This window comes from Pseudomonas sp. SCB32, assembly GCF_009189165.1.
Lineage (GTDB): Bacteria > Pseudomonadota > Gammaproteobacteria > Pseudomonadales > Pseudomonadaceae > Pseudomonas.
Genome location: NZ_CP045118.1, coordinates 2,143,408 through 2,166,809, shown reverse-complemented (window position 1 = coordinate 2,166,809; position 23,402 = coordinate 2,143,408). Strand labels below are relative to the sequence as shown.

Genomic DNA, 23,402 nt, shown 5'->3' with positions numbered 1-23,402 from the left:
CCGATGTCAAAACAGATCGCGCTGGTACTCGGCTCCGGCGGCGCACGAGGTTACGCGCATATCGGCGTGATCGAGGAAATCGAGCGGCGCGGCTACGAGATCGTCTGCATCGCCGGTTGCTCGATGGGCTCGGTGATCGGCGGTATCTACGCCGCCGGCAAGCTGGAAGAGTACCGCGACTGGGTGGAAAGCCTGGACTACCTGGACGTGCTGCGCCTGCTCGACGTGAGCTTTCGCCTCGGCGCCATCCGTGGCGAGCGGGTGTTCGGCAAGATCCACGAAATGCTCGGCGAGATCGACATCGAGGACTTGCCGATCCCCTACACCGCCGTAGCCACCGACCTGACCAACCAGCAGGAAATCTGGTTCCAGGAAGGCTGCCTGCACCAGGCCATGCGCGCTTCGGCGGCGATCCCCAGTCTGTTCACCCCGGTCATGCAGGGCAGCCGCATGCTGGTGGACGGCGGCCTGCTCAACCCGCTGCCGATCGTCCCGGTGGTCTCGACCCACGCCGACCTGATCGTCGCGGTCAACCTCAACGCCACCAACCAGCGCCAGTATTCGCTACCGGTGATCGAGCGTCCGCCCGCGCTCATGGGCCGCTTCGACGCGGTGATTTCCGGCCTTTCCAGCAAGCTGAACTTCTTCCGTCGCGGCGAGAGCGAGCCGCCGCCTGAACTGCAGGCCGACGCTCTGCTGCACCCGGTACCGGTCACCTCCGAGGAGCCGGCCGAGCCGGAAATGCAGCTACCGGTCGCCGCGCCCCGGAGCAAGGGCTCGCCGCGCTCGGCCACCGGCAGCCGGGTGATCGACAGCAGCAGCCCGGCCTCCCTGCTGGAGCTGGTGAACCAGAGCTTCGAGGTGATGCAGACGTCGCTGGCGCAGTACAAGATCGCCGGCTACCCACCGGACATCCTGATCAACGTACCCAAGCGCGTGTGTCGCTTCTTCGAGTTCTACAAGGCTCCGGAACTCATCGCCCTCGGCCGGCAGATCGCCAGCGATACGCTGGACCGGTATGAGGCGGAGAATCCGTATTGACCGGTTGATCCGGTGCCGTGCGGGTTCGCGAGCAAGCTCGCTCCTACAGAAACCCAACCCGCACTGCTCTGGCTCTGGCTCTGGCTCTGGCTCTGGCTTGGATATTGAAGACTTCCAGAGAAACATCCCCACACTCCGAATCGCCCCGTTCAGGAGGCCTCGTTGAAGCGGAGTTTCAGGGGTTGAGCGACATGGATGTCGCGAGAGCCACGATGGGCCAGGGATGGCCCGTCGTGGCGTGCCCCTGAAACTTCGGTTCAACGAGGGTATTTTTCGCCTAAGCGAAAAACCGGATGATTGGGGCAAGACCTTTGCCTACTTTGCGTCGTTTGGCAAAGTAGGTCGCCCGAGGGGGAGAAACAGGAAGTTCGCGCGCACTCCGGCGCGACGCGGGAAACAAAGGCGCGAGGCACACACATCGCGGACGAAGTCCGCTTCTACGCCAGCACAAATGCCGGAGTTGATCTGTAGGAGCGCCGCGCGGTCAGCCTTCACGCAAGCGGTAGCCCACGCCCGCCTCGGTAACGATGAAGCGCGGGCTTGCCGGATCGTCAGCAAGCTTCTGCCGCAAATGGCCAACGACCACCCGCAGGTAGTGGGTGTCCTCGGTATGCGTCGGCCCCCAGATATCCTTGAGCAGTTGCTGCTGGGTGACCACCCGACCGAGGTGGCGGGCCAGCGTCGAAAGCACCGCGTATTCCTTGCGGGTCAGCGAGACTTCAGCGCCGTCCAGCAGCACGCGGCGGTAGGAGAAATCGACGCAGAGCGGGCCCACCGTGACCACTGCTTCCTGGGGTTCGCCGCTGGCGCCCTGGCGCAGCAGCACGCGGATGCGGGCGAGGAATTCCTGGATGCCGAAGGGCTTGGTCACGTAGTCGTTGGCGCCGCTGTCCAGCGCCAGCACCTTTTCGCTCTCGCTGGCACGCACCGAAAGCACCAGCACCGGCACCTGCGACCACTCGCGCAGTTCGCGCAGCACGTCCTGGCCGTCCTTGTCCGGCAGGCCGAGGTCCAGCACCACCAGGTCCGGGCGCCCCAGCGCGGCCTGGGCCAGGCCCTCCTCGCCGGTGCCGGCCTCCAGTACCTTGTAGCCGCCGGCGCTGAGGCTGATGCGAAGGAACTTGCGGATCTGCGGTTCGTCGTCGACGACCAGGATGGTGGCGGCGCTGGCGTTCATCGGGGAGCTGGACTGGCTGGCGAGGCTGTCCAGCTTGAGCCTTTCAGACAGCGGCATCAAGCTGCTCCAGGTCCGGCTGCTGCTGCAACGGCAGGTGCAGCACGAGGGTGGTGCCGCGCCCGTCGATACCATCCTCCACCGTGATCCGCCCGCCGTGGGCGCCGACCATGCCCTGGCAGATCGCCAGGCCCAGCCCGGTCCCTTGCCCGCCGCGATCGCCACGGGCGGCGGTGTAGAACATGTCGAAGATCTTCTCCCGCTCGGCCAGCGGAATCCCCGGCCCCTCGTCGCTCACCAGGAAGCGCAGCTCGCCATCAACCGGCTCCACCGCCACGCGCAGGCGACCTTGTGGCGGCGAGAAGCGCGCAGCGTTTTCCAGCACGTTGACCAGCGCCTGTTCGATCAGCGCGGCGTGTACGTAGAGCAGTGGCAGCTCAGGCGGCACGCGGGTTTCCACACGGTACGGGGCGACCACCGCGCGCAGGCGGTTGAGCGCGCTGCCGATAATATCGCCGGGCGACACCCAGTCCCGCGAGAGCTTCAGGCCGCCGTGGCCGAGGCGGGTCATGTCCAGCAGGTTCTGGATATAGCGGTCCAGGCGCTCGGCCTCGTCGCGGGTGCTCTCCAGCAGCTCGCGGCGGTCATCGGGAGGGATCGCGTCGCCCAGGGCCAGCAGGCTGTCGATGGCGCCGCGCATGGACGTCAGCGGGGTGCGCAGGTCGTGGCTGACCGAGGCCAGCAGCGCGCTGCGCAGTTGTTCGGTTTCGCCGTGCAGGCGCGCGGCCTCCAGGTCCTCGGCGAGACGGGCGCGGGCAAGCGCCTGGCCCAGCGGTTGGCCGAGAGCGGCGAGCAGGCGGCGACGCGAGCCCGGCAGCGGTTGGCCGTCGCGCGGGCTGACGCCGAGCAGTGCCAGCGGCCCCTCCTCACCCGATAGCGGCCACCACCACCAGCGCCCGCTCGGCAAGGTGCCGGTGCCCAGACCGGCGGGCTGGTCGTGCTGCCAGGCCCAATCGGCGGCGGCACGTTCCTGGTCGTCCAGCGGGCGAACCAGGCCGCCCTCGACTTTCCACTCACCGTGGGCCTGACCGAGCAGGCAGATGTCCAGCCCTCCCCAGCCGCTCAGTTGTTGTGCGGCAGCGGTCATCACCGCCTTACGGTCAGTGGCGGCGGTGAGCTTGCGCGACAGCTCGAGCATCTGGCTGGTCTCTTCCTGGGTCTCGCGCAGCGCCTGCAGTTGCCGGCGCTGGCGGGCGGCCAGGTTACCGGTGAGGCCGGCCATGAGCAGGAAGAACAGCAGGGTCAGCACATCCTCCTCGCGCTGGATGGCGAAGGAGAAATGCGGCGGAATGAACAGGAAGTCGTAGGCCAGGAACGACAGCACCGCGCACGCCAGGGCCGGCCCCAGGCTGCTGCGCACGGCCACCAGGAGCACGGCGGCGAGGAACACCAGGGAGATGTTCGGCAGTTCCAGAACACTGGCCACGGCCCAGGCCAGCGCACTGGCGCCGGCGGCGGCCAGGGCGGCGAGCAGGTAACTGCCCCAGGGCCAGGTCGTTTGCGCGCGGGCCTTGGGCGGAGCGAGATCGGCTTCGCTGTCGAGCACGCTGATTTCCAACCCGTCACCCAGGCGCAGCAAGCGTGCCGCCAGTCCGCCACCGAACACCTTTCGATACCAGCGCTGCCGCGAGCGTCCTACCAGCAGCAGGCTGGAACGGCGCTCCTTGGCGTGCTCGACCAGGGTCCGCGCCACTTCGCCGCCGCGCAGTTCCACCACATCACCACCCAGGCGCTCGGCCAACTGCTGGGCACTCTGCAACTGCATGCGCGACTCTTCGCTACGCGCCTCGCCGGTGTCGACGTGGACCAGCGACCACGGCAGGTGCCGACGCTCGGCAACCCGACAAGCGTGGCGCACCAGGCGCTCGGCGTTGCGTTCGCCGTCCACCCCGACCAGCAGGCGCCCACGCACCGCCGGAGCGTCGACGCCCTGCTGGCGATAGCGGTGGGCCAAGTCGGCATCGACCCGCGCCGCCGCCGTCTGCATGGTCAGCTCGCGCAAGGCGGTGAGGTTGGTCTGGCTGAAAAAGGCGTCGATGGCGGCCCGCGCCTGTTCGGGCACGTAGACCTTGCCCTCGCGCAGGCGTTCGAGCAGCTCGCGTGGCGGCAGGTCCACCAGCAGCAGATCGTAGGCTTCCTGCAGGACCCAGTCGGGCACCGTTTCGCGCACCTGCACGCCGGTGATGTCACGCACCTGGTCGTTGAGGCTTTCCAGGTGCTGCACGTTGACCGTGGTGTAGACGTCGATGCCCGCCGAGAGCAGCTCCTGGATGTCCTGCCAGCGCTTGGCGTGGCGGCTGCCGGGGGCGTTGCTGTGGGCCAGCTCGTCGACCAGCGCCAGTTGCGGCGGGTCGGCCAGCAATCCGTCGAGGTCCAATTCCACCAGCTTGATACCACGGTACTCGGAGCGCTTGAGCGCCTGCTGCGGCAAGCCGGCGAGCAGCGCCTCGGTCTCGGCGCGGCCGTGGGTCTCGACGATGCCCACCCGCAGGTTCACGCCCTGGCGCAGCTGGCCCTGTGCGGCCAGCAGCATGGCGTAAGTCTTGCCGACCCCCGGCGCGGCGCCGAGGAACACTTTCAGGCGACCACGGCCCATGCTCGGCAGGTCGGCAAGCAGGGCATCGGCGCGGTTGGAGTCGGTCATGTGGCTATCCTCGGAGCACGCGAGGTGCTCGCTTCATGTGTTGCTGGAGCGGGGGCCGGAGCCCATCGCCCCATTCCTGTCCCGAGGGAGAGGAGCTGTCCGCAGCGTTGCAACCATTGTGCTACGGCCCGGACTGCATTGGCGCTGGAGTCTAGCGAGGCAGGCTGGCCAGAGCCATGTTCAGCGCCAGCACGTTGACCACGGCGGGGCCAACCAGCGGGCGCTCGGTGTGCGCCTCCACCAGTTGCTCCAGGCTGGCGACCGCTACGCCGCGCTCCTGGGCGATGCGCGGCACCTGGTACAGCGCGGCCTGGGGCGGCAGCTGCGGGTCGAGGCCGCTGCCGGACGTGGTGACCAGCGCCAGCGGCACCGGCTGCTCGCCAACCCGCTCGGCTGCTGCGTCCTTGGCGATACGTTGCGCCAGCGCCGGGTTACCGGGCGCGAGGTTGCTGGCGCTGCTGGAGACGGTGGCGAAGTCGCCGGCCGAGGGGCGCTCATGGAACCACTGGGCACCCTCGAACTTCTGCGCGATCAGTGCCGAGCCACGGACGTTGCCCTGGTCGTCGCGCACCAGGCTGCCATTGGCCTGGTCGTGGAAGGCCACCTGGGCGATGGCGGTGACGGCCAGCGGATAGACGACGCCGGTGACCAGGCTGAGCAGGACCAGCGAGGCGATGGCGGGACGGAGTTGGTTGAGCATTTTTTGTGTTCCTCTTGAGCGTTCAGTGCGTACTGCATGAGTGGTGTTCGTAGGATGGGTGGAGCGGAGCGATACCCATCGCGGCCCGGCGATCTGTTGGGTATCGCTTCGCTCCACGCCAACCTACAGAGCGCATCAGGCGAGACCGATGGCGACCAGCAGCAGGTCGATCAGCTTGATCCCCACGAAGGGCGCGACGATGCCGCCCACGCCGTAGATCAGCAGGTTGCGCCGCAGCAGCTGCGAGGCATCGCTGGCCTGCACGCGCACGCCGCGCAGGGCCAGGGGGATCAGCGCGACGATGATCAGCGCGTTGAACACGATGGCCGAGAGGATGGCGCTCTGCGGACTGGCCAGCTTCATCAGGTTGAGCACACCCAGTTGCGGGTAGATGCCGGCGAACAGCGCGGGGAGGATGGCGAAGTACTTGGCCACGTCGTTGGCCACCGAGAAGGTGGTCAGCGCGCCACGGGTCACCAGCAGCTCCTTGCCCACCTGCACCACGTCCAGCAGCTTGGTCGGGTCGCTGTCCAGGTCCACCAGGTTGGCGGCCTCGCGGGCGGCCTGGGTGCCGTCGTTCATGGCCATGCCGACGTCCGCTTGCGCGAGAGCCGGAGCATCGTTGGCGCCGTCGCCGCACATGGCGACCATGCGGCCCTCGCCCTGCTCCTGGCGAATGCGCGCCAGCTTCTTCTCCGGCGTGGCTTCGGCGATCACGTCGTCCACCCCCGCTTCGGCAGCAATGGCGGCGGCGGTCAGCGGGTTGTCGCCGGTCACCATCACGGTGCGGATACCCATGCGGCGCAGTTCGGCGAAGCGCTCGCGAATGCCTGGCTTGACCACGTCCTTGAGGTGGATGGCGCCCAGCAGCTTGCCGTCGGCCACCACCAGCAGCGGTGTGCCGCCGCTCTGGGCGATGCGTTCGATCTCCTTGGCCAGGCTCTCGGGCATCTGTGCGCGGTCCAGGCCGACGAAGGCCATCGCGGCGTCCACCGCGCCCTTGCGGTAGACGTGGCCGTCCATATCGATGCCCGACAGGCGCGTCTCGGCGCTGAAGGCAATCGGGGTCACGCGGTTGCGCTCCGGTTCCGGCAGGACGATCTGGGCACGCAGGAACTCGACAATGGACTTGCCCTCGGGCGTGTCGTCCGCCAGCGAGGCGAGGAAAGCGCCCTCGGCCAGTTCCAGCGGCTGCACGCTGGGGGCCGTGTGCAGTGCTGTGCAACGGCGGTTGCCGAAAGTGATGGTGCCGGTCTTGTCGAGCATCAGCACGTGCACGTCCCCCGCCGCTTCCACGGCGCGGCCGGACTTGGCGATCACGTTCAGGCGCACCAGGCGGTCCATGCCGGCGATGCCGATGGCCGAGAGCAGGCCGCCGATGGTGGTGGGGATCAGGGTGACCAGCAGCGCCACCAGGAACACCAGCGGCAGGTTGCCGCCGACGAACAGGGCGAAGGGCTTCAGGGTCACCACTACCAGCAGGAAGATCAGGGTCAGGCCGATCAGCAGGATGTCCAGCGCCACTTCGTTGGGGGTCTTCTGGCGCTTGGCGCCTTCCACCAGGGCGATCATCCGGTCGAGGGTGGACTCGCCGGGGTTGGCGGTGATCTTCACCAGCAGCCAGTCGGAAACCAGCCGGGTGTTGCCGGTCACGGCCGAGCGGTCACCGCCGGACTCGCGGATCACCGGCGCGGATTCGCCGGTGATGGCGGCCTCGTTGACCGCCGCCACGCCTTCGATCACCTCGCCGTCGCCAGGGATCAGCTCACCGGCTTCGACCCGCACCACGTCACCTTTGCGCAGGCTGCTGGCGGCGACTTTCTCGAAGCTGCCGCTGGCGGTGCGGCGCAGCCCCTGCAGGCCCTGGGTGCCGGCCTTCAGGCTGTCGGCGCGGGCCTTGCCACGACCCTCGGCGAGGGCTTCGGCGAAGTTGGCGAAGAGCACGGTGAACCACAGCCAGACGGCGATCTGCGCGGCCACGAAAGTCGGTACCGACTCGCCGCCGACCACGCAGAGCACGGTGGTCAGCACGGCGGTCAGGGCCACCACCAGCATCACCGGCGAGCGTTGCAGCTGGCGCGGGTCGAGCTTGGCGAAGGACTGCACCAGCGCCGGCCGCCAGAGGGCGGAGAGCGAGGTGGTCGGACGTTTGTCCGCGCTTCTCGACGGGTTTTTCAGGGCGAGATCCTGGGTATGCGCATTCATTGCGAAAGCTCCTCAGAAACCGAGCGTCAGGTGGTCGGCCACCGGGCCAAGCACCAGGGTCGGCAGGAAGTTCAGGCCGCCCACCAGCAGGATGGTCGCGGTGAGCAGGCTGACGAACAGCAGGCCGTGGGTGGGGAAGCTGTTCGGTCCGACCGGCGTGGTCTTCTTCGCCGCCAGGCTGCCGGCAATCGCCAGCACCGGGAGGATGTAGCCGAAGCGGCCGATCAGCATGGCCAGGGCGATCATCAGGTTGTGGAACGGGGTGTTGGCGCCGAAGCCGCCAAAGGCCGACCCGTTGTTCGCAGTGCCCGAGGTGTAGGCGTAGAGCAGCTGGCTGAAGCCGTGGGCGCCGGGGTTGCTCACCGCCGAGGCCGGGCCCGGCAGGCTGGCGGCGATGGCGCCGAGCACCAGCACGCCAACCGGCATCACCAGCAGCGTCGCCACCATCAGGCGGACTTCCCGCGCCTCCAGCTTCTTGCCCAGGTACTCCGGCGTGCGGCCGACCATCAGCCCGGCGAGAAACACCGCCACCAGGACGAACAGCAGCATGCCGTAGAGCCCCGCGCCGACGCCGCCGAAGATCACCTCGCCGACCATCATGTTGATCATCGCCACCATGCCCGACAGCGGGTTGAGGCTGTCATGCATGGCGTTCACCGATCCATTGGAGGCCGAGGTCGTGGTCACTGACCAAAGCACGCTGGCGGTGGTACCGAAGCGGCTCTCCTTGCCTTCGAGCGGCGCCACCTGCTCCACCGGCAGCGCGCTGAGCGCCGGGTTGGGCTGGTACTCGGACCACAGCGACACGCCAAGCCCCAGGGCGAACAGCACCAGCATGCAGCCGAGGATGGCGCGGCTCTGGCGCAGGTCCTTGACGTAGTAGCCGAAGGTGAACACCAGGGCGACGGGAATCAGGATGATCGACACCACTTCGAACAGGTTGCTCCAGGCGGTCGGGTTCTCGAACGGGTGCGCCGAGTTCACGCCGAAGAAGCCGCCACCGTTGGTGCCCAGCTGCTTGATGGCGATCTGGCTGGCCGCCGGCCCCAGCGGGATGGACTGGTCGCTGCCCTGCAGGGTCAGCGCGTGGGCGTAGTCGAGGAAGGTCTGTGGCACGCCCTGCCAGACCAGCAGCAGCGCCAGCACGAGGCATAGCGGGATCAGGCCGTAGAGGGTCGCGCGGGTCAGGTCGGCCCAGAAGTTGCCGAGGTTGTTCGTCGACTTGCGCGAAATGCCACGGGCCAGTGCCACCAGCACGGCCAGGCCGACGGCGGCGCTGACGAAGTTCTGCACGGTCAGGCCGAGCATCTGGCTCAGGTAGCTCAGCGAGGCTTCGCCGCTATAGGCCTGCCAGTTGGTGTTGGTGACGAAGCTGACGGCGGTATTGAACGCCAGGGTCCACTCCAGGCCCGGCAGGTGCTGGGGATTGAGCGGCAGCGAGCCTTGCAGCATGAGGATGGCGAACAGCAGCGCCAGCCCGGCCAGGTTGAAGGCCAGCAGTGCGACGGTGTAGCTCTTCCAGTCCTGCTCGTCTTCGGGATGGATGCCGCAGGCGCGGTAGATGGCACGCTCCACCGGCAGGAAAACAGGACTCAGGAAGGTGCGCTGCCCTTCCATCACCTTGTAGTAGAAACGCCCGAGGAACGGCGCCGGCACCAGCACCAGCGCCAGGAAGGCAACGATCAGCAATACGTCATGGCTGTTCATGGCCACTCCTAGGAACGGTCGGCGCGCAGCAGCGCCACCAGCAGGTAAATGAACAGTGCCGTGGCCAGGACCAGGGACACTCCGTCGAGCACGCTCATGGCTTCTCTCTCCTTCTTGCGGCGCTTGCCGCCTGACGGAAATTTTCCGCAAGGAGGCCGTAAAGGAGCGATTCCCGAGGACCTGGCGGGGCATAAAGAAAGCGTAAAAAACCGCTCTGGCGCAGCGTTCGGCGGGCATGTATCGGGACCGTTACAGAGCCGACACGCTGGCGACACCCGCCGGCCCCAGCCTCGCTCAGCGTGGCCCTGCCCGCGGCGTCGGGTTAGCATGCGCACCGTCGCCTATCCCGCGCGGCCCACCGGCCCGCCCTGCCCCCGTTTCCTGCGACAGGCCTCTTCATGCAGCACATTTCTTCCGACGACCCGCGCCGCTGGACCACCCGCGCCCTGCTGGTGGACGACGACGAGCCGATCCGCGAACTGCTCTGCGGCTACCTCGCGCGCTTCAATATCGAGGCCCATGGCGTGGCCGATGGCGTCGGCATGCGCCGCGCCCTGGAGTGCGGCAGCTATGACGTGGTGGTGCTGGACCTGATGCTGCCCGGCGAGGACGGTCTGTCGCTGTGCCGCTACCTGCGCGCCGAGTCGGACATCCCGATCCTGATGCTCACTGCCCGCTGCGAGCCGGCCGACCGCATCATCGGCTTGGAACTGGGCGCCGACGACTACATGGCCAAACCCTTCGAGCCGCGCGAACTGGTCGCGCGCATCCAGACCATCCTGCGCCGCGTGCGCGGCGGCAACGGCCCCGGAGAGGAAGGCGTGCGTGGCGAACCGCGCGCCCAGGTGCGCTTCGACCAGTGGCGCCTGGACAGCGTGCTGCGCCAGTTGCATGCGCCGGACGGCCTGGTGGTGCCGCTGTCCAACGCCGAATTCCGCCTGCTCTGGGTGTTCCTCGAACGCCCGCGCCGGGTGCTCAATCGCGAACTGCTGCTGGACGCCGCCCGAGGCCGCGCCATCGAGGCCTTCGACCGCAGCATCGACCTGCTGGTCTCGCGCCTGCGGCAGAAGCTCGGCGACGACCCGCGCTCGCCCCGCCTGATCAAGACTGTGCGCGGCGAAGGCTACCTGTTCGATGTCCGCGACATCGCCTGAGCCGGCGCCCCTGGGCGCGAAGGAACGCCCGCTCAAGCGTGCGGACAGCCTGTTCGCGCGGCTGTTCGGGGTGTTCCTGCTGGCCATCGTGATCGCGCACCTGCTGGCCTTCGCCTGGTTCCGCCATTACGGCCCGCACATGCCGCCTCCGCCGCCACCGCCGCCCAGCGAAGGCTTCGAGCGCGGTCCGCCGCCGGAAGGCTTCCGCCCGCCGCCACGCCCGCCGTTCTGGAACGCGCCCTTCGTCTTCCAGTTGCTGGCCCTGGTACTGGCCGCAGGTATCGGCGCGCGATTGCTGGCGCGCCCGGTGCGGCGCATGGGCAATGCCGCCCTGCGCCTCTCCGAGGACCTGGACAGCCCGCCGCTGCCGGAAACCGGCCCCTACGAGGCACGCCAGGCCGCGCGCGCCTTCAACCGCATGCGCGAACGCATTCGCGAGCAGGTGCGGCAACGCAGCCGCATGCTGGTGGCGGTCTCCCATGACCTGCGCACGCCGCTGTCGCGCCTGCGCCTGCGCGTCGAGGAAGTCGACAACCCGCAGCTGCGCACGCGCATCAGCCAGGACCTGGCCGAGATGATCAGCATGCTCGACTCGACGCTGCACTACCTGCAGCAGGAGCGCGCCAGCGAACCGCAGCAATGGCTCGATGTGAAAGCGCTGGTCGACTCCCTGGCCGAAGACGCCTGCGAGCGCGGCGAGGACGTCGGCGTGGACGGCTATTGCGCACCGCTCAAGGTGCAGCCGATGGCCCTGCGCTCGTGTCTGAACAACCTGCTGGACAATGCCCTGCGCTACGCCAGCGACGTCTGCATCGAGCTGCGCGACGACCCCCACGAAGTGGAAATCCGCGTGCGTGACCACGGCCCGGGCATTCCCGCCGAACTGCGCGAGCAGGTGTTCGAACCCTTCTTCCGCCTGGAAGGCTCGCGCAACCGCAACTCCGGTGGCGTCGGCCTCGGTCTTGCCATCGCCCGCGACGCCGCGCGGCGCCAGGGCGGCGAGCTGTTCTTCGAGGAAACCCTCGGCGGCGGCGCCACCGCAGTGCTGCGACTGCCACGCACCTGAGAGCCTGTCTTCGATCTGCTGCGCGTCGGTCGTAGCGCGCTGGCAAGCTCCCTCAGATGCTCATTTACAGCAGTAAACTCCGCTGGCGCTTGCCGCCTACTACGGCTCTAGCGCGCGATATCGCAGACAGGCTCTGACTTGTAGAAAGCCGCATACAAAGCGCACAAACCCGCGACACAGACGCCACCGAGGCTGCGACAACCGGAGAACCCTCCGGGCAACCATGGAGACAGTCCTATGATCAGCGGCGTCAGCAGCTACACGAGCTACTACACCGGCTCGACGCTCGCCAAGACCCAGACCGCCAGCAGTACAACCGGCACCCAGACCGGCAGCTGCGGCGGCGCGCAGGGCGCGGCGAAATTCCAGGAAGACCTGTTCAAGTCCATCGACAGCGATGGCAACGGGACCATCAGCAAGGACGAACTGAGCAGCGCCCTGTCGTCCTCCGACAGCAGCGATACCAGCAGCAGCGATATCGACATCGACAAACTGCTCAGCCAACTCGACAGCGATGGCAGCGGCGGCATCTCGCAGAGCGAACTGTCGGCCGCCATGCCACCGCCGCCTCCCGGCAGCATGGGCGGAATGGGCGGCCCCGACGGTGCCGGTGGCTCCAGCCAGGACCTGCTCAGCTCGCTGGACACCAACGGTGATGGCGTGATCAGCGCCGACGAGCTGGCGGCGGCCGGCAGCAGCGACGACAGCGACAAGCTCAGCCAGCTGTTCAGCAAACTCGACAGCGACGGCAGCGGCGGTATCAGCAGCGACGAGCTGGCCAGCGCCTTCAAGGCCGAAGGTCGCGGCGATGGTCCGCCGCCCCCGCCACCGTCGGGCAGCCAGTCCGCCGACGGCTCCAGCTCCGGTACCAGCACCAGCGACGCCTACCAGAAGCTGGTGGCCAACCTGCTCAAGCAGTACCAGAGCAGCGACGCCACCACCCTCCAGGCCAGCAGCGGCAGCCTGGTGAACATCGCCGCCTGACCGTCGCGGCGAAACCGACCGCCGGAACCGGCGTTCCGGCGGTCTTCCCGCGTTTGCACGCCGCCCCGACTATGCCCTAGGCTTGGCACTTGTAAATTCATCCGATGATTGGATGTTTCCATGCCAAGACCTATTCAGAAGCGCTCGCTGGTGGATATCGCCCTCGAGCAGATTCGCTCACGCATCGACGACGGCAGCTGGCCGCTCGGCCAGCGCCTGCCGCCGGAGCCCGAACTAGCCGAAGCCCTCGGCATCAGCCGCAACACCGTGCGCGAGGCGGTGCGCGTGCTGACCTTCTCCGGCGTGCTGGAAGTGCGCCAGGGCGACGGCACCTACGTGCGCGCCTGCGCCGACCCGCTGGACACCATGCTGGTGCTGGCGCGCAGTTCGGTGGAGCAGGCGCTGGAAGCGCGCGGCGTCATCGAGGTGGAAGCCAGCCGGCTGGCCGCCGAGCGCCGGACCGACGCGGACATCATCGCCCTGCGGCAGGCCCTGGAGGCCTCCGCCGCACGCCACGGCGGCGCGCTGGACGACTACATCGTCCACGACCTGATCTTTCACCAGCGCGTGGTGGACAGCGCCCACAACCCGGTGCTCAGCGAGCTGTACCGCTACTTCTCCCAGGTGATCCGCGCCGGCCTGGAACGCACCATCGGCGACCCCGGCCGCCCGCAGCCGAGCTTCGAGCTGCACCGCGAACTGCTCGACGCCATCGAGCGCGGCGACGCCGACGCCGCCGCCTTCGCCAACCGCGCGCTGCTGATCTGACGTTCTTTGCCTTCTGCCGGAATGCCCACCATGTCCCTGCCCGATGATCCACGCGACGCCGAACACAAGCGCTCCTGCCCCCCGGAGGAGCTTCTGGTCGACGCCGAAGCCAACGATGAACCCACACCCGCGGTCCGCCCGGCGCGTACCTGGTTGCTGCTCCTGGGCCTGGTACTGGTGGCGCTGAACCTTCGCCCGGCGCTGTCCAGCCTCGCCCCGCTGCTCAACACCGTGCGCGACGGCACTGGCCTGTCGGCATCCGCCGCCGGCCTGCTGACCACCCTGCCGGTGCTCTGCCTGGGCCTGTTCGCGCCGCTGGCGCCGATGCTCGCGCGTCGCCTCGGCGCCGAGCGCACGGTGCTGCTGATCCTGCTCACCCTGGCCGCCGGTATCGTGCTGCGCAGCCTGTTCCCGGTGGCCGGGCTGTTCCTCGGCAGCCTGGTAGCCGGCGCCAGCATCGGCATCATCGGCGTGCTGCTGCCGGGCATCGTCAAGCGCGATTTCCCGCACATCGCCGGGACCATGACCGGCGTCTACACCATGGCGCTGTGCCTGGGCGCGGCCACCGCCGCTGGCGGCACCGTGCCGCTGGCCGGGCTGATGGGCGACAGCTGGCAGCTGGCGCTGGCCTTCTGGGCGCTGCCGGCGGTAATCGCCGCACTGGTCTGGCTGCCGCAGACCCGGCAGAACCACCACGCCCACCGCGCGGTGTACAAGGTGAAGGGCCTGTGGCGCGAACCGCTGGCCTGGCAGGTCACGCTGTACATGGGGTTGCAGTCGTCGCTGGCCTACATCGTCTTCGGCTGGGTGCCGTCGATCCTCATCGACCGTGGCCTGAGCCCAACGGAAGCCGGGCTGGTGCTGTCCGGTTCGGTGATGGTGCAGCTGTTCAGCGCGCTGGCCGGGCCCTGGCTGGCAACCCGTGGCAAGGACCAGCGCCTGGCGGTGGCGATCGTCATGAGCCTGACCCTGGCGGGCCTGCTCGGCCTGCTCTACGCGCCGCTGTCGGGCATCTGGGGCTGGGCGGTGGTGCTCGGCCTCGGCCAGGGCGCCACCTTCGCCATTGCGCTGGCACTGATCGTGCTGCGCTCGCCGGACGCCCACGTCGCCTCCAACCTCTCCGGCATGGCCCAGGGGGTGGGCTACACCCTGGCGGCCAGCGGCCCCTTCCTGGTCGGCGTGGTGCACGACGCCACCGGCGGCTGGGGCGCAACCGGGGTGATCTTCGTGGTGGTGTCGGTCGCGGCGATCGGCTTCGGCCTGGGGGCTGGGCGGGATCGGTTGGTGCGGGTGACGAGCGAGCACGTCTGAGACGGCGGGCTCTTCGTAGCGACGGAGTTCGTGAAAGTCGGCTGATTGCGACGGAGTCTGCTCCTATGCGTGTGGAGCGTCTCTGTAGGAGCGGACTCCGTCCCTGATGCTTTTCGTTTTGTTTGGGTGTTTCTGCGTCGCTTTGGCGTGTGCTGAGAGTTTTTATTTCGCCCCCTCGGGCGAGTCCCTTTTGGGGCCCCAAAAGGAACCAAAAGGTCTTGCCCCTGCATCCGGCCCCGGCTGCGCCGGGGCCAGATGTCGGGACGAGCCTTCTTGGTTACTTCTTTGGGAGCGGCCTTCCGACGTTTGAAAGAAGTAACTCGCCCGAGGGGGCGAAACAAAAAGTCCCCGAGCACGCCGAAGCGGCGCAGAGACACCAAAACAAAAAACATCGCGGACGGAGTCCGCTCCTACAAAACCTGACGTGGAACCGGGCCGCCCATCAAACTCTAGGCGGCGACCGATCCGAACTCTCGATCCAGGCACTGATCAGGTTGTACATCACCGCCAGCAGCACCGGCCCAAGGAACAGGCCGATGAAGCCGAAGCTGAGCAACCCGCCCAGCACCCCCAGCAGCACCACCACCAGCGGCAGGTTGCCGCCACGGCTGATCAGGTACGGCTTGAGGATGTTGTCCACGCCACTGATCACGAAGAAGCCCCAGATCGCCATGAACACCGCGTAGCCGTAACTCTCCTGGTAGAACAGCCAGAGCGTCGCCGGCCCCCAGATCAGCGGCGGGACCATCAGCAGGCTGCAGACGAAGGTCAACAATCCCAGCACGAAGGCCCCCGGAACACCGGCGATGAGGAAGCCGATGGTGGCCAGCACCGCCTGCGCGGCGGCGGTGCCGATCACGCCGTTGACCACGCGCTGCACGGTGCCGGCGATGATCTCCATGTACTGCGACGCCGCATTGCCGATCAGGCGCTGCAGCATGGCATGGGCGAAGGCCTGCAGGCGCAGGCCGTCGCGGTAGAAGAAGAACATCAGCACCAGGCTCAGCACCAGCTCGAAGACCCCGGTGCCGAGCTTGGCGCTGCGCGCCAGCACCCAGTTGCCGACCTCGCCCATATAGGGCCTGAGCGCGGAGAACATCGCCACGCCCTGCTGGTCGACCTGGTTCCACCAGCCGATCAGGCGACCGCCGACCACAGGCATGCGCGCCATCCAGGCCGGCGGTGGCGGCAGGCCGGAGACCTGCAGGTTCTTCACCAGCTCGACGCCCTCGCGCACCCGATCCACCAGGCCGAAGCCCAGCCAGATCAGCGGCAAGGCCACCAGCACGATCCAGCAGAAGGTCAGCAGGCCGGCGGCGGCGGCCTCCCGGCCGCGCAGCAATTGGGTGAGCAGGCGCATCAGCGGCCAGCTGGCGAAGGCCAGCACGGCGGCCCAGACCAGCGCCGACCAGAATGGCAGCAGCACCCAGACACTGGCGGCGAGCAGCACCATCAGCAGCAGGCGCAGCAGCAGGCGATCATTGTCGAACATCGAGACTCCGGAATATGGAAAACGGTGAGACGCCCTGTCCAGAGCGCCAGCCTTCAGCGTAGGCGAATCAGCGCAGCCAGGTCAGGTGCAGGCCATCGCTGGTATCCTTGCCCTGTTCCAGGCGCGAATCGAGCACGCCCTGGGCGGTCAGCGCGGTGCGCCAGTCTCCGGCGTGCTTGCCGGCCAGTTCGACGCGAACGCCGGTGTCCAGGCGCAGCGTGCGCACCAGCAGGTCGAGCCAGGCGCCGCCGGGTTGCTCAGGCACGTGGCTCAAGGTCAGCTCGCCATTGGCCTTGAGCAGGCGCATCAGGGTGGACGGGCTGGGCAGCAGTTCGCCAAGGGCGGCGGCGCTGTCCAGCTGTTCGGCGTGCAGGTAGGCGCGGCGGTTGCCACGGGTGATGGTGTAGACCGCCAGCAGGCTGTCCTGATGAGGCGCGGCGAGGCGCACCAGCAGGTAGGCCTGCTGGTCGTCGGGGCCGTAGAGCTTGGAATTGCCGAAGACCGCGTTGGCCAGCAGGTTGCTGGAGCCGCAATCGCGGCTTTCGCACCAGAACAGCGGCGTGGCGTCGGCCTTGAGCAGGTCCTTGCGGGCGGCGGCGAAGGCGCTCTGGCTGGAATCCTCGTCGGGCAGGCGGTAGGTCACGGCGGTCAGGCTGCCAACGGCGCGCACCTCCCCTTCCATGCGCAGGCGTCCACTGATGCGGCTGATCGAGCCTTGCGGGTAGGTTCGTTCCTGGCTGGCGGCCTGGTTGAAATCGACGATCTCCGAACGCGGAAAACGCGGCAGGATCTCCAGGTCGTGGCTGTCAGGCAGATCGGCGGCGAAGCTGCTGGCGCTGATGGCGAGCAGGCCGCCCAGGAGCAGGGAGTGAAGCCGCCGGGGCATCCGGATCGTCGGCGCGTCGGTGTGGAAAGTCCCTTTGCAGCACGGACGCGCGGCGGTTTGGATGTCGAGCATGCACTATCTCCCTGAAGCGATCCGTGCAGACTCGCGGCAGGCCCCGGTTTAGTCAAGCCGCACGGCGCTACCGGGTATTTCCCTCAGAGCCTGCTCAATGTCTGCCTGCGCTTGCTCACGCTGCGCTCGGCGAGACCCTGAACACCCTCTCAGCCCAACAGGAACGACCGGAACACGGCAGCCACCGCCTCGGCGCCCGCCTCGTCGTCCAGATGCAGGTGATGCTGGCCGGGCAGTTCGTGAACCTCGATGGGGCGATCCTTGAGCAGTTCGCGGGTGGCAGGCTCCACCGCCAACAGCCCCTGCTGCGCCAGCACCAGGCTGGTCGGGCACTGGATCGACTGCACGAACTGCCGCGCGTGGGCACGGGTCAGGCGCAGCGGCGATGGCAGGGTCAGGCGCGAGTCGCTGCGCCAGGTGTAACCACCGGGCACCGGCATCAGGCCACGGGAAGCCAGCAGTTCCGCCGCCTCGCGGCTGACCGCGCCGACGCCCTTCATGCGCGCTTCCACGGCGCGGTCGATGGCCTCGTACACCGGCTTGCGCTTGTTCGGCAGCGCCATCTGCGCGCGTAGCGCCTCACCGAGTTTCTGCGGCGAGGTTTCCGCCTCACCGGTGTAGGGCACCAGGCCGTCGATCAGCGCCAAGCGCTCGATTCGCTCGGGCATGGCGCCAGCCAGCAGCACGGAAACGATGGCGCCCATGGAGTGCCCGAGCAGGGTGAAACGCTCCCAGCCCATCTGGTCGGCCACCATCAGCACGTCCAGGGCGTAGTCCCACAGCAGGTAGCTGGCGCCCGGCGCGCGGTGCGCCGAGAGGCCGTGGCCGGCGAAGTCGAGGGCGAGGATACGCAGGCCGGGCAGCTTCGGCGCCAGCCGGGCGAAGCTCATGGCGTTGTCCAGCCAGCCGTGCAGGGCGATCACCGGGCGGCCGTCTTCCGGGCCGAAGAGGTGGGCGGCCAGTTCGATGTGCGGCAGGTTCAGGCGGATTTCCTGGACGTGGGCGGTCATGGCGATTCCTTATTGGCTGGCGCGCTGTTGCCAGCGGGCGAATACGGTCTTGAGCAGCGCGGCGGTGTCCTGCGGGCGCTCCAGCGGGAACATGTGCCCGCCCGGCAGCGACAGGTTCTCGCCCTGCGGAACGCGGCTCACCAGCCGTGCATGATGCGGCAGAACCACCCGGCTGTGGCGGCCGCGCACCATGGTCAGCGGTACCGCGAGCTGCTTCGGCCGGCCGGGACTGGTGTGCGGGACGTTGCGGTAGATGCTGATTTCCGTGGCCGGGTCGAACTTCAGCCGCAGCCCCTGCGCCGCCGATTGCGCCAGCCCGTGGCGCACGTAGGCCTCCAGGCAGTCGCGGTCGAAACGCTTGAACAACGGCTTGCCGGCGAAATATTCCAGCGCCTCGGCGAAATCACTGAAGTCCTCGCGGCGGCCGAGCGTGCGGCCGGCAGGCGTCAGGCGGTCGATGAAGCCGAAACGCTTGGCGACACGGATCACCACCTGGTCGGCGAAGGTGAGCATGGGCGAATCGAGCATCACCACGCCCCGGTAGAGGTCCGGGCGGCGCAGCGCGGCATGGTAGTGCAGCACGCCTCCCAGGGAATGGCCGACACCCCAGACTGGCTCATCCAGGGCCTGGAGGTGATGGAGCAACTCTTCCACCAGGTTTTCCCAGTTGGCATTCACCGGGAAGCGCGGGTCGTGGCCATGCATGTCCAGCCGCAGGACCCGGTAATCCGGCTCCAGGGCGTCGAACAACTTGCCGTAGGTACCCGATGGGAAACCGTTGGCGTGGGCGAAGAAGACCGATTGGGGCATGCCGGCGAACTCAGAGTAATGACAGTCTGAATTTTCCGACAGCACCGGAAGCGCGGCAATGACCCGCGCCGCCGCGAATGATGGCAGTACGGCCAAAGTCCATGGCGCTCCGGCGGATTTGCCCTGAACAGGCCTCGTGCCAGACGCTTGCGGCGGATAACCGAGAACGGTCATGCGCCCTACTAGGAGTCCGCCGTTCCGCCTCAAACCCAATGCGTCGCGTGACTTACCACGCTGAACAGGATGCCACCCGCCACCAGCAGGAAAACCAGCCCGCAGGCGCCATCGATCACCGGCACCGCGCGCAGCAAGCGCTGCTGCCACAAGGGCCGGGTCAGGGTAACGCTGAGCAGGCTGAACCAGGCAAAACCGGTACCGAACAGCATCACCGCCACCGCGACCTTGCCCGGCGCCGACATGTCCACCGGGATCAGGCTGCTGAGCAGCGCGAGGAAGAACACCAACGCCTTGGGGTTGAACAGGTTGGTCGCCAGCCCGCGCAGCCAGGGACCGAGCTTCGAATCCGCGAGATCGCCGTCGATCCGCCCTGCCCCACCCGGTTTGCCCAAGGCGCGCAGTGCACCGACGCCGAGCCAGCCGAGGTAGGCCGCGCCCACCAATTGCAGCGCGCTGAACAGCAGCGGCGAACGGCTGAGCAGCAGCGATACTCCGGTCAGCACCAGGGTGCCGTGAACCAGGATGCCGCAGGCCAGGCCCAGGGCACTGAGCACGCCAGCGCGACGCCCCTGGTGCAAGGCGGTGCGCACCACCAGGGCGACGTCCGGGCCGGGGCTGACCAGGGCGACGGCGAACACGGCGGTGAGCATGAGCAAGACGTGAACCTCCTGCATGGCGGGATTCTCCAGTGGAAAGGGAAACGGAATTTAGGGCGGATCAGCGCTGGCGTAATCGCGCGGGCGGCAATCCGTAGGTACGGCGGAACAGGCGGCTGAAATGCGCCTGATCGTAGAAGCCCAGGCTCAGGGCGATCTCCGACAGCGGCTGGCCCTTGATCACCCGTGGCAGCGCGCGCTCCAGGCGCAGCTGGGTCAGCCACTGGTGCGGCGGCAATCCGCACTGGTGACGGAAGCGGCGCAACACCTGCCAGGGGCTGAGGTCGCAGAACCCGGCGATCTCCTCCAGGGTCGGCGGCGTCTCCAGCCGCGATTCCAGCCATTCGCGGATACGGGCCCAGGTCGCGGGGTCGAAACCCTGTCCTGGCTCGCGAATACGCAGGCCCGAGGCACGCTCCAGCAGCGCGGCCAGCGCCTGCCAGAGCTGGTCTTCCTGGGCCAGCCGCTCGCCGCCCAGCATCAGGGCGTGGGCGCGTTGCAACTCGACCTGCAGCAGCGGATCGCGCAACTGCGCGGCGGTCAGGCGCGGCGCGCCCTGGCGTCCATCGCTGAAGGCGCGGCAGGCGTCGTCCAGCCATTGCGGCTCGATGGACAGCACGCGGATGCGGTAGCCGTCGTCGCCCTCGCTGGCGCCGTCGTGGATGCTCTCGGGGCTCATCAGCAGGATGTCGCCATTCCCGGCCAGCGAGCGCTCACCGCGATGGGTGTAGCGCTGGCAGCCGTCGACCACCAGCCCGACGTGGTAGTCGAGGTGAAAGTGCCGGGGAAAGGCGAAACGGCGGTACTCGGCGTCGATGAAACGGACGCCGGGCAGGCCGCTGCTGTGATGTTCGATGCGTTCCATGCGCCTACTTTACCGGCGCGGGATGGGTGGGTCTTGGACAAAATTGCGAGTGGTAGCCCTTGGGCTCGCCTGCTCGGCGCCAGGTCAGGAGCCTGGCGTTGGGCGGAGACATCGCGGACGGAGTCCGCTCCTACACCAAGCCTAACTAACCGGGAGCGTAGGAGCGGACTCCGTCCGCGATTGGCCGAGCCCCACGCAAATCTCGAGCGTGGCCCCTAGCCCGAAGCCCCTCGCAGGCTCAGCGCTCCAGCGGAACGATGGCCATGGTCAGCCGCGAAATACAGCTCGGCTTGCCGTCATCCCCGTGCAGGCGGATTTCCCAGACGTGGGTCGAGCGGCCAATGTGCACCGCTTTCGCCACCGCCGTCACCCGGCCGCTGCGCAGGCCGCGCAGGTGGTTGGCGTTCACTTCCAGGCCGACGCAGTAGTACTGGCTGCTGTCCAGGCACAGGTAGCTGGCGGTGGAACCGACGGTCTCCGCCAGCACCACCGAAGCGCCGCCGTGCAGCAGGCCATAGGGCTGGTGGGTCCGCGAATCCACCACCATGCTGGCGGTGATCGAGTCGTCATCGAAGGCCTCGAAACGGATATCGAGGAGTTCGCCGATGGTATTCTTCAGTCCCGCATTGAGCTTTTCCAGATTGGGCGTAGTGCGCCAGATCATTGCTGTCCTCCCCTTGCTCAGTCATGCCACTGCACCGCCTCGCGGCGCTCCGCCCATTCATTGAAGCGCTGCCCATAGGCGCCTTCCACCACGTTGCGCTTGATCTTCAGGGTCGGCGTGAGGAAGCCGTTGTCCACTGTCCAGACATCGCGAACCAGCACCAGACCGGCCAGCCGCTCGTGCTTGTCCAGGGCACTGTTCACCTCTTCCAGCAGCACCTTCAGGCTCTGCTCCAGCTCGCCACGGGCACCGTTGGCCGCTTCCTGCCGGCCGATCTCGGACAGCACGCAGAGCCCCAGCGGGGCGATCAGGCCATCGCCGACCACGCAGATCTGCTCGATGCGCGAGTGCACCGCCAGGCGATTCTCGATCGGCGCCGGCGCCACGTACTTGCCCTTGGCGGTCTTGAAGATCTCCTTGATCCGTCCGGTCAGGCGCAGGTTGCCGTCGGCGTCCTGCTGGCCCTTGTCTCCGGTGCGCAGGAAGCCGTCCCGGGTGATGGCCTCGTCGGTACGTTCCGGGTCCTTGTAATAACCGAGCATGGTGGCGCCACTGCGCACCTGCACCTCGCCCTCATCACTGATGCGCACTTCCACGCCCGGGCTGTTGCGGCCGATCCAGCCGGCTCGCTGCTCGCCCGGCCGGCAGACGTGCGAATAGCCGCAGTTCTCGGTCATCCCGTAGACCTCCAGCACGCTCAGGCCAAGGCGCTTGTACCAGTTGAGCAATGCTTCCGGCACTGGCGCCGCGCCGCACAACGCGTAGCGCACGGCATCCAGGCCGAGGCTGGCGAGCACCTTGCGGCCGACCAGCCGCCCGACGATGGGCAGGCGCAGCAGGCGATCGAGTTTCTTCGCCGGCATCTGCGCAAACACGCCCATCTGGAACTTGGTCCAGATGCGCGGCACGCCGAAGAACACCGTGGGCCGCGCGCGGCGCATGTCGGCGACGAAGGTGTCCAGGCTCTCGGCGAAGAAGATCGTCTGGCCGGCATAGATCGACGCCATCTCCACGAACATGCGTTCGGCCACGTGGCACAGTGGCAAGTAGGACAGCAGGCGATCCTGCTCCCCCACGCCGAACAGGCTGATCGCGTGGCTGGCGGCGAAGGCGAAGTTGCCGAAGGTATGCATCACCCCCTTGGGCGTGCCGGTGGTGCCGGAGGTGTAGATGAGCGTCGCCAAGGCCGAGGCGTCCGGGCGCGGATCATCGCGAATCGGCGACTGCGTCTGCAGGTCAGCCCACTGGTGATCGAAGCGTCCGGCCGGGTGCAGCGGCAGCGCCACAGTCGGCATGCCCGGCGGAATGCCGTCGACCATCGACGGCCAGTCGTCCAACTTGCCGACAAAGGCCACCGCCGCCTCGGAGTGGGTCAACACCTGGCGCACGGAGTCAGCGGTAAGGTTGGGATACAGCGGCACGGACACGTGGCCGGCCATCCAGATGGCGATATCGGCGACAACCCAATGCGCACAGTTCTTGGAAATGATCGCCACCCGGCTGCCCGCCGGCAGTTCCAGGCTGCGCAGCCAGGCGGCGGCGCGGCGCGCCTGATCGCCCACTTCGCCCCAGGTGAGCGTTTCCACCTCGCCGCCGCCCAGCGGCTGTACGAGGTAAGGCTTGTTCGGGTGACTCGTCTCGCGCTGATAGAACAGATCGAGCGGTAATCGGACTGCTTTAACCACGTGCCCCTCCTTTGTTGTTCTTTTTCAGAGGTGTAGCTCAGAGGTACAGCGATGAATCAACCAAGCACTTGCTTGGTTGAATATTCCATGCACGGCCACGCGAGACAAGACTGAACGTGTGAACTTTTGTAGGGCGCGTCCTACATACCAGGCGCAGCCCCTCTACCACGGGGATTCGCGGCGAAATATCCGGCGATGACTTGCCCTGCTACAGCACCTCGCGGACGACGATGATCCGCCGAAATGAATAAGGCCCCTCTTGGGGCCTTGT

The 23,402-nt window shown here is 67.7% G+C and carries 20 protein-coding genes; 6 read left to right on the top strand and 14 right to left on the bottom strand.

The genetic code is table 11. The annotated features are described in order from the left end of the window. Window positions 1-3 precede the first annotated feature (3 nt). A complete protein-coding gene (locus GA645_RS10225; RefSeq protein WP_152222345.1) occupies window positions 4-1,041 on the top strand; it encodes a patatin-like phospholipase family protein in 1,038 nt (345 codons plus the stop codon). 484 nt (window positions 1,042-1,525) lie between these two features. On the opposite strand, the gene GA645_RS10220 is transcribed toward GA645_RS10225, so the two are convergent. The 6 genes from GA645_RS10220 to kdpF all read right to left on the bottom strand — a co-directional run bounded on the left by GA645_RS10220 (window position 1,526) and on the right by kdpF (window position 9,629). Then, on the bottom strand, window positions 1,526-2,218 hold the full coding sequence (locus tag GA645_RS10220) for a response regulator (RefSeq protein WP_152228024.1): 693 nt from the start codon (window positions 2,216-2,218) through the stop codon (window positions 1,526-1,528). 43 nt (window positions 2,219-2,261) lie between these two features. Beyond that, window positions 2,262-4,919, bottom strand: a complete 2,658-nt coding sequence (locus GA645_RS10215; protein WP_152222344.1) for a sensor histidine kinase KdpD — start codon at window positions 4,917-4,919, stop codon at window positions 2,262-2,264. A 151-nt stretch (window positions 4,920-5,070) separates the two neighbouring features. Continuing rightward, window positions 5,071-5,619, bottom strand: a complete 549-nt coding sequence (gene kdpC, locus GA645_RS10210; protein ID WP_152222342.1) for a potassium-transporting ATPase subunit KdpC — start codon at window positions 5,617-5,619, stop codon at window positions 5,071-5,073. A gap of 135 nt (window positions 5,620-5,754) precedes the next feature. Then, a complete protein-coding gene (gene kdpB / locus GA645_RS10205; RefSeq protein ID WP_152222340.1) occupies window positions 5,755-7,824 on the bottom strand; it encodes a potassium-transporting ATPase subunit KdpB in 2,070 nt (689 codons plus the stop codon). Between the two features lie 12 nt (window positions 7,825-7,836). Further along, a complete protein-coding gene (gene kdpA, locus GA645_RS10200) occupies window positions 7,837-9,531 on the bottom strand; it encodes a potassium-transporting ATPase subunit KdpA (protein ID WP_152222338.1) in 1,695 nt (564 codons plus the stop codon). A gap of 8 nt (window positions 9,532-9,539) precedes the next feature. Next, window positions 9,540-9,629, bottom strand: a complete 90-nt coding sequence (kdpF, locus tag GA645_RS10195; RefSeq protein ID WP_090262021.1) for a K(+)-transporting ATPase subunit F — start codon at window positions 9,627-9,629, stop codon at window positions 9,540-9,542. Window positions 9,630-9,929: 300 nt separating this feature from the next. Here kdpF and GA645_RS10190 point away from each other — a divergent pair, with 300 nt between their 5' ends. The 5 genes from GA645_RS10190 to GA645_RS10170 all read left to right on the top strand — a co-directional run bounded on the left by GA645_RS10190 (window position 9,930) and on the right by GA645_RS10170 (window position 14,814). Further along, complete coding sequence (locus tag GA645_RS10190; RefSeq protein WP_152222336.1) at window positions 9,930-10,685, top strand: response regulator; 756 nt, start codon at window positions 9,930-9,932, stop codon at window positions 10,683-10,685. Continuing rightward, complete coding sequence (locus GA645_RS10185; RefSeq protein ID WP_152222334.1) at window positions 10,666-11,751, top strand: cell wall metabolism sensor histidine kinase WalK; 1,086 nt, start codon at window positions 10,666-10,668, stop codon at window positions 11,749-11,751. Before GA645_RS10190 ends, GA645_RS10185 begins: the two co-directional genes overlap by 20 nt. A 237-nt stretch (window positions 11,752-11,988) precedes the next feature. Beyond that, on the top strand, window positions 11,989-12,735 hold the full coding sequence (gene xopAW, locus GA645_RS10180; protein WP_152222332.1) for an EF-hand domain-containing protein: 747 nt from the start codon (window positions 11,989-11,991) through the stop codon (window positions 12,733-12,735). A gap of 120 nt (window positions 12,736-12,855) precedes the next feature. After that, window positions 12,856-13,503 (top strand): FadR/GntR family transcriptional regulator, encoded by a 648-nt coding sequence (locus GA645_RS10175; protein WP_152222330.1) that lies wholly within the window; start codon window positions 12,856-12,858, stop codon window positions 13,501-13,503. A gap of 30 nt (window positions 13,504-13,533) precedes the next feature. Beyond that, window positions 13,534-14,814 carry an MFS transporter gene (locus GA645_RS10170; protein ID WP_152222328.1) on the top strand — a complete coding sequence of 427 codons (1,281 nt, stop codon included), beginning with the start codon at window positions 13,534-13,536 and terminating at the stop codon, window positions 14,812-14,814. Window positions 14,815-15,256: 442 nt separating this feature from the next. Here GA645_RS10170 and GA645_RS10165 read toward each other — a convergent pair whose 3' ends face one another. The 8 genes from GA645_RS10165 to GA645_RS10130 all read right to left on the bottom strand — a co-directional run bounded on the left by GA645_RS10165 (window position 15,257) and on the right by GA645_RS10130 (window position 23,131). Then, complete coding sequence (locus tag GA645_RS10165; protein ID WP_152222326.1) at window positions 15,257-16,306, bottom strand: AI-2E family transporter; 1,050 nt, start codon at window positions 16,304-16,306, stop codon at window positions 15,257-15,259. Between the two features lie 67 nt (window positions 16,307-16,373). Further along, entirely contained in the window at window positions 16,374-17,192 is an 819-nt protein-coding gene (locus tag GA645_RS10160; RefSeq protein WP_152228022.1) for a DUF4892 domain-containing protein, read from the bottom strand. A 221-nt stretch (window positions 17,193-17,413) separates the two neighbouring features. After that, window positions 17,414-18,274, bottom strand: a complete 861-nt coding sequence (locus tag GA645_RS10155) for an alpha/beta fold hydrolase (RefSeq protein ID WP_152222324.1) — start codon at window positions 18,272-18,274, stop codon at window positions 17,414-17,416. Window positions 18,275-18,283: 9 nt separating this feature from the next. Next, window positions 18,284-19,084 carry an alpha/beta fold hydrolase gene (locus tag GA645_RS10150; protein WP_152222322.1) on the bottom strand — a complete coding sequence of 267 codons (801 nt, stop codon included), beginning with the start codon at window positions 19,082-19,084 and terminating at the stop codon, window positions 18,284-18,286. 203 nt (window positions 19,085-19,287) lie between these two features. Continuing rightward, entirely contained in the window at window positions 19,288-19,935 is a 648-nt protein-coding gene (locus tag GA645_RS10145; protein ID WP_152222320.1) for a LysE family translocator, read from the bottom strand. A 43-nt stretch (window positions 19,936-19,978) separates the two neighbouring features. Then, window positions 19,979-20,782 (bottom strand): AraC family transcriptional regulator, encoded by an 804-nt coding sequence (locus GA645_RS10140; RefSeq protein WP_152222318.1) that lies wholly within the window; start codon window positions 20,780-20,782, stop codon window positions 19,979-19,981. 238 nt (window positions 20,783-21,020) lie between these two features. Further along, on the bottom strand, window positions 21,021-21,446 hold the full coding sequence (locus GA645_RS10135) for a hotdog fold thioesterase (protein ID WP_152222316.1): 426 nt from the start codon (window positions 21,444-21,446) through the stop codon (window positions 21,021-21,023). Window positions 21,447-21,463: 17 nt separating this feature from the next. Beyond that, window positions 21,464-23,131 (bottom strand): AMP-binding protein, encoded by a 1,668-nt coding sequence (locus GA645_RS10130; protein WP_152222314.1) that lies wholly within the window; start codon window positions 23,129-23,131, stop codon window positions 21,464-21,466. Window positions 23,132-23,402: the final 271 nt, after the last annotated feature.

Coding starts and splice junctions, on each gene's coding strand:
- GA645_RS10225 (WP_152222345.1), top strand. CDS start 4: ATGTCAAAACAGATCGCGCTGGTACTCGGCTCCGGCGGCGCACGAGGT.
- GA645_RS10220 (WP_152228024.1), bottom strand. CDS start 2,218: ATGAACGCCAGCGCCGCCACCATCCTGGTCGTCGACGACGAACCGCAG.
- GA645_RS10215 (WP_152222344.1), bottom strand. CDS start 4,919: ATGACCGACTCCAACCGCGCCGATGCCCTGCTTGCCGACCTGCCGAGC.
- kdpC (WP_152222342.1), bottom strand. CDS start 5,619: ATGCTCAACCAACTCCGTCCCGCCATCGCCTCGCTGGTCCTGCTCAGC.
- kdpB (WP_152222340.1), bottom strand. CDS start 7,824: ATGAATGCGCATACCCAGGATCTCGCCCTGAAAAACCCGTCGAGAAGC.
- kdpA (WP_152222338.1), bottom strand. CDS start 9,531: ATGAACAGCCATGACGTATTGCTGATCGTTGCCTTCCTGGCGCTGGTG.
- kdpF (WP_090262021.1), bottom strand. CDS start 9,629: ATGAGCGTGCTCGACGGAGTGTCCCTGGTCCTGGCCACGGCACTGTTC.
- GA645_RS10190 (WP_152222336.1), top strand. CDS start 9,930: ATGCAGCACATTTCTTCCGACGACCCGCGCCGCTGGACCACCCGCGCC.
- GA645_RS10185 (WP_152222334.1), top strand. CDS start 10,666: ATGTCCGCGACATCGCCTGAGCCGGCGCCCCTGGGCGCGAAGGAACGC.
- xopAW (WP_152222332.1), top strand. CDS start 11,989: ATGATCAGCGGCGTCAGCAGCTACACGAGCTACTACACCGGCTCGACG.
- GA645_RS10175 (WP_152222330.1), top strand. CDS start 12,856: ATGCCAAGACCTATTCAGAAGCGCTCGCTGGTGGATATCGCCCTCGAG.
- GA645_RS10170 (WP_152222328.1), top strand. CDS start 13,534: ATGTCCCTGCCCGATGATCCACGCGACGCCGAACACAAGCGCTCCTGC.
- GA645_RS10165 (WP_152222326.1), bottom strand. CDS start 16,306: ATGTTCGACAATGATCGCCTGCTGCTGCGCCTGCTGCTGATGGTGCTG.
- GA645_RS10160 (WP_152228022.1), bottom strand. CDS start 17,192: ATGCCCCGGCGGCTTCACTCCCTGCTCCTGGGCGGCCTGCTCGCCATC.
- GA645_RS10155 (WP_152222324.1), bottom strand. CDS start 18,274: ATGACCGCCCACGTCCAGGAAATCCGCCTGAACCTGCCGCACATCGAA.
- GA645_RS10150 (WP_152222322.1), bottom strand. CDS start 19,084: ATGCCCCAATCGGTCTTCTTCGCCCACGCCAACGGTTTCCCATCGGGT.
- GA645_RS10145 (WP_152222320.1), bottom strand. CDS start 19,935: ATGCAGGAGGTTCACGTCTTGCTCATGCTCACCGCCGTGTTCGCCGTC.
- GA645_RS10140 (WP_152222318.1), bottom strand. CDS start 20,782: ATGGAACGCATCGAACATCACAGCAGCGGCCTGCCCGGCGTCCGTTTC.
- GA645_RS10135 (WP_152222316.1), bottom strand. CDS start 21,446: ATGATCTGGCGCACTACGCCCAATCTGGAAAAGCTCAATGCGGGACTG.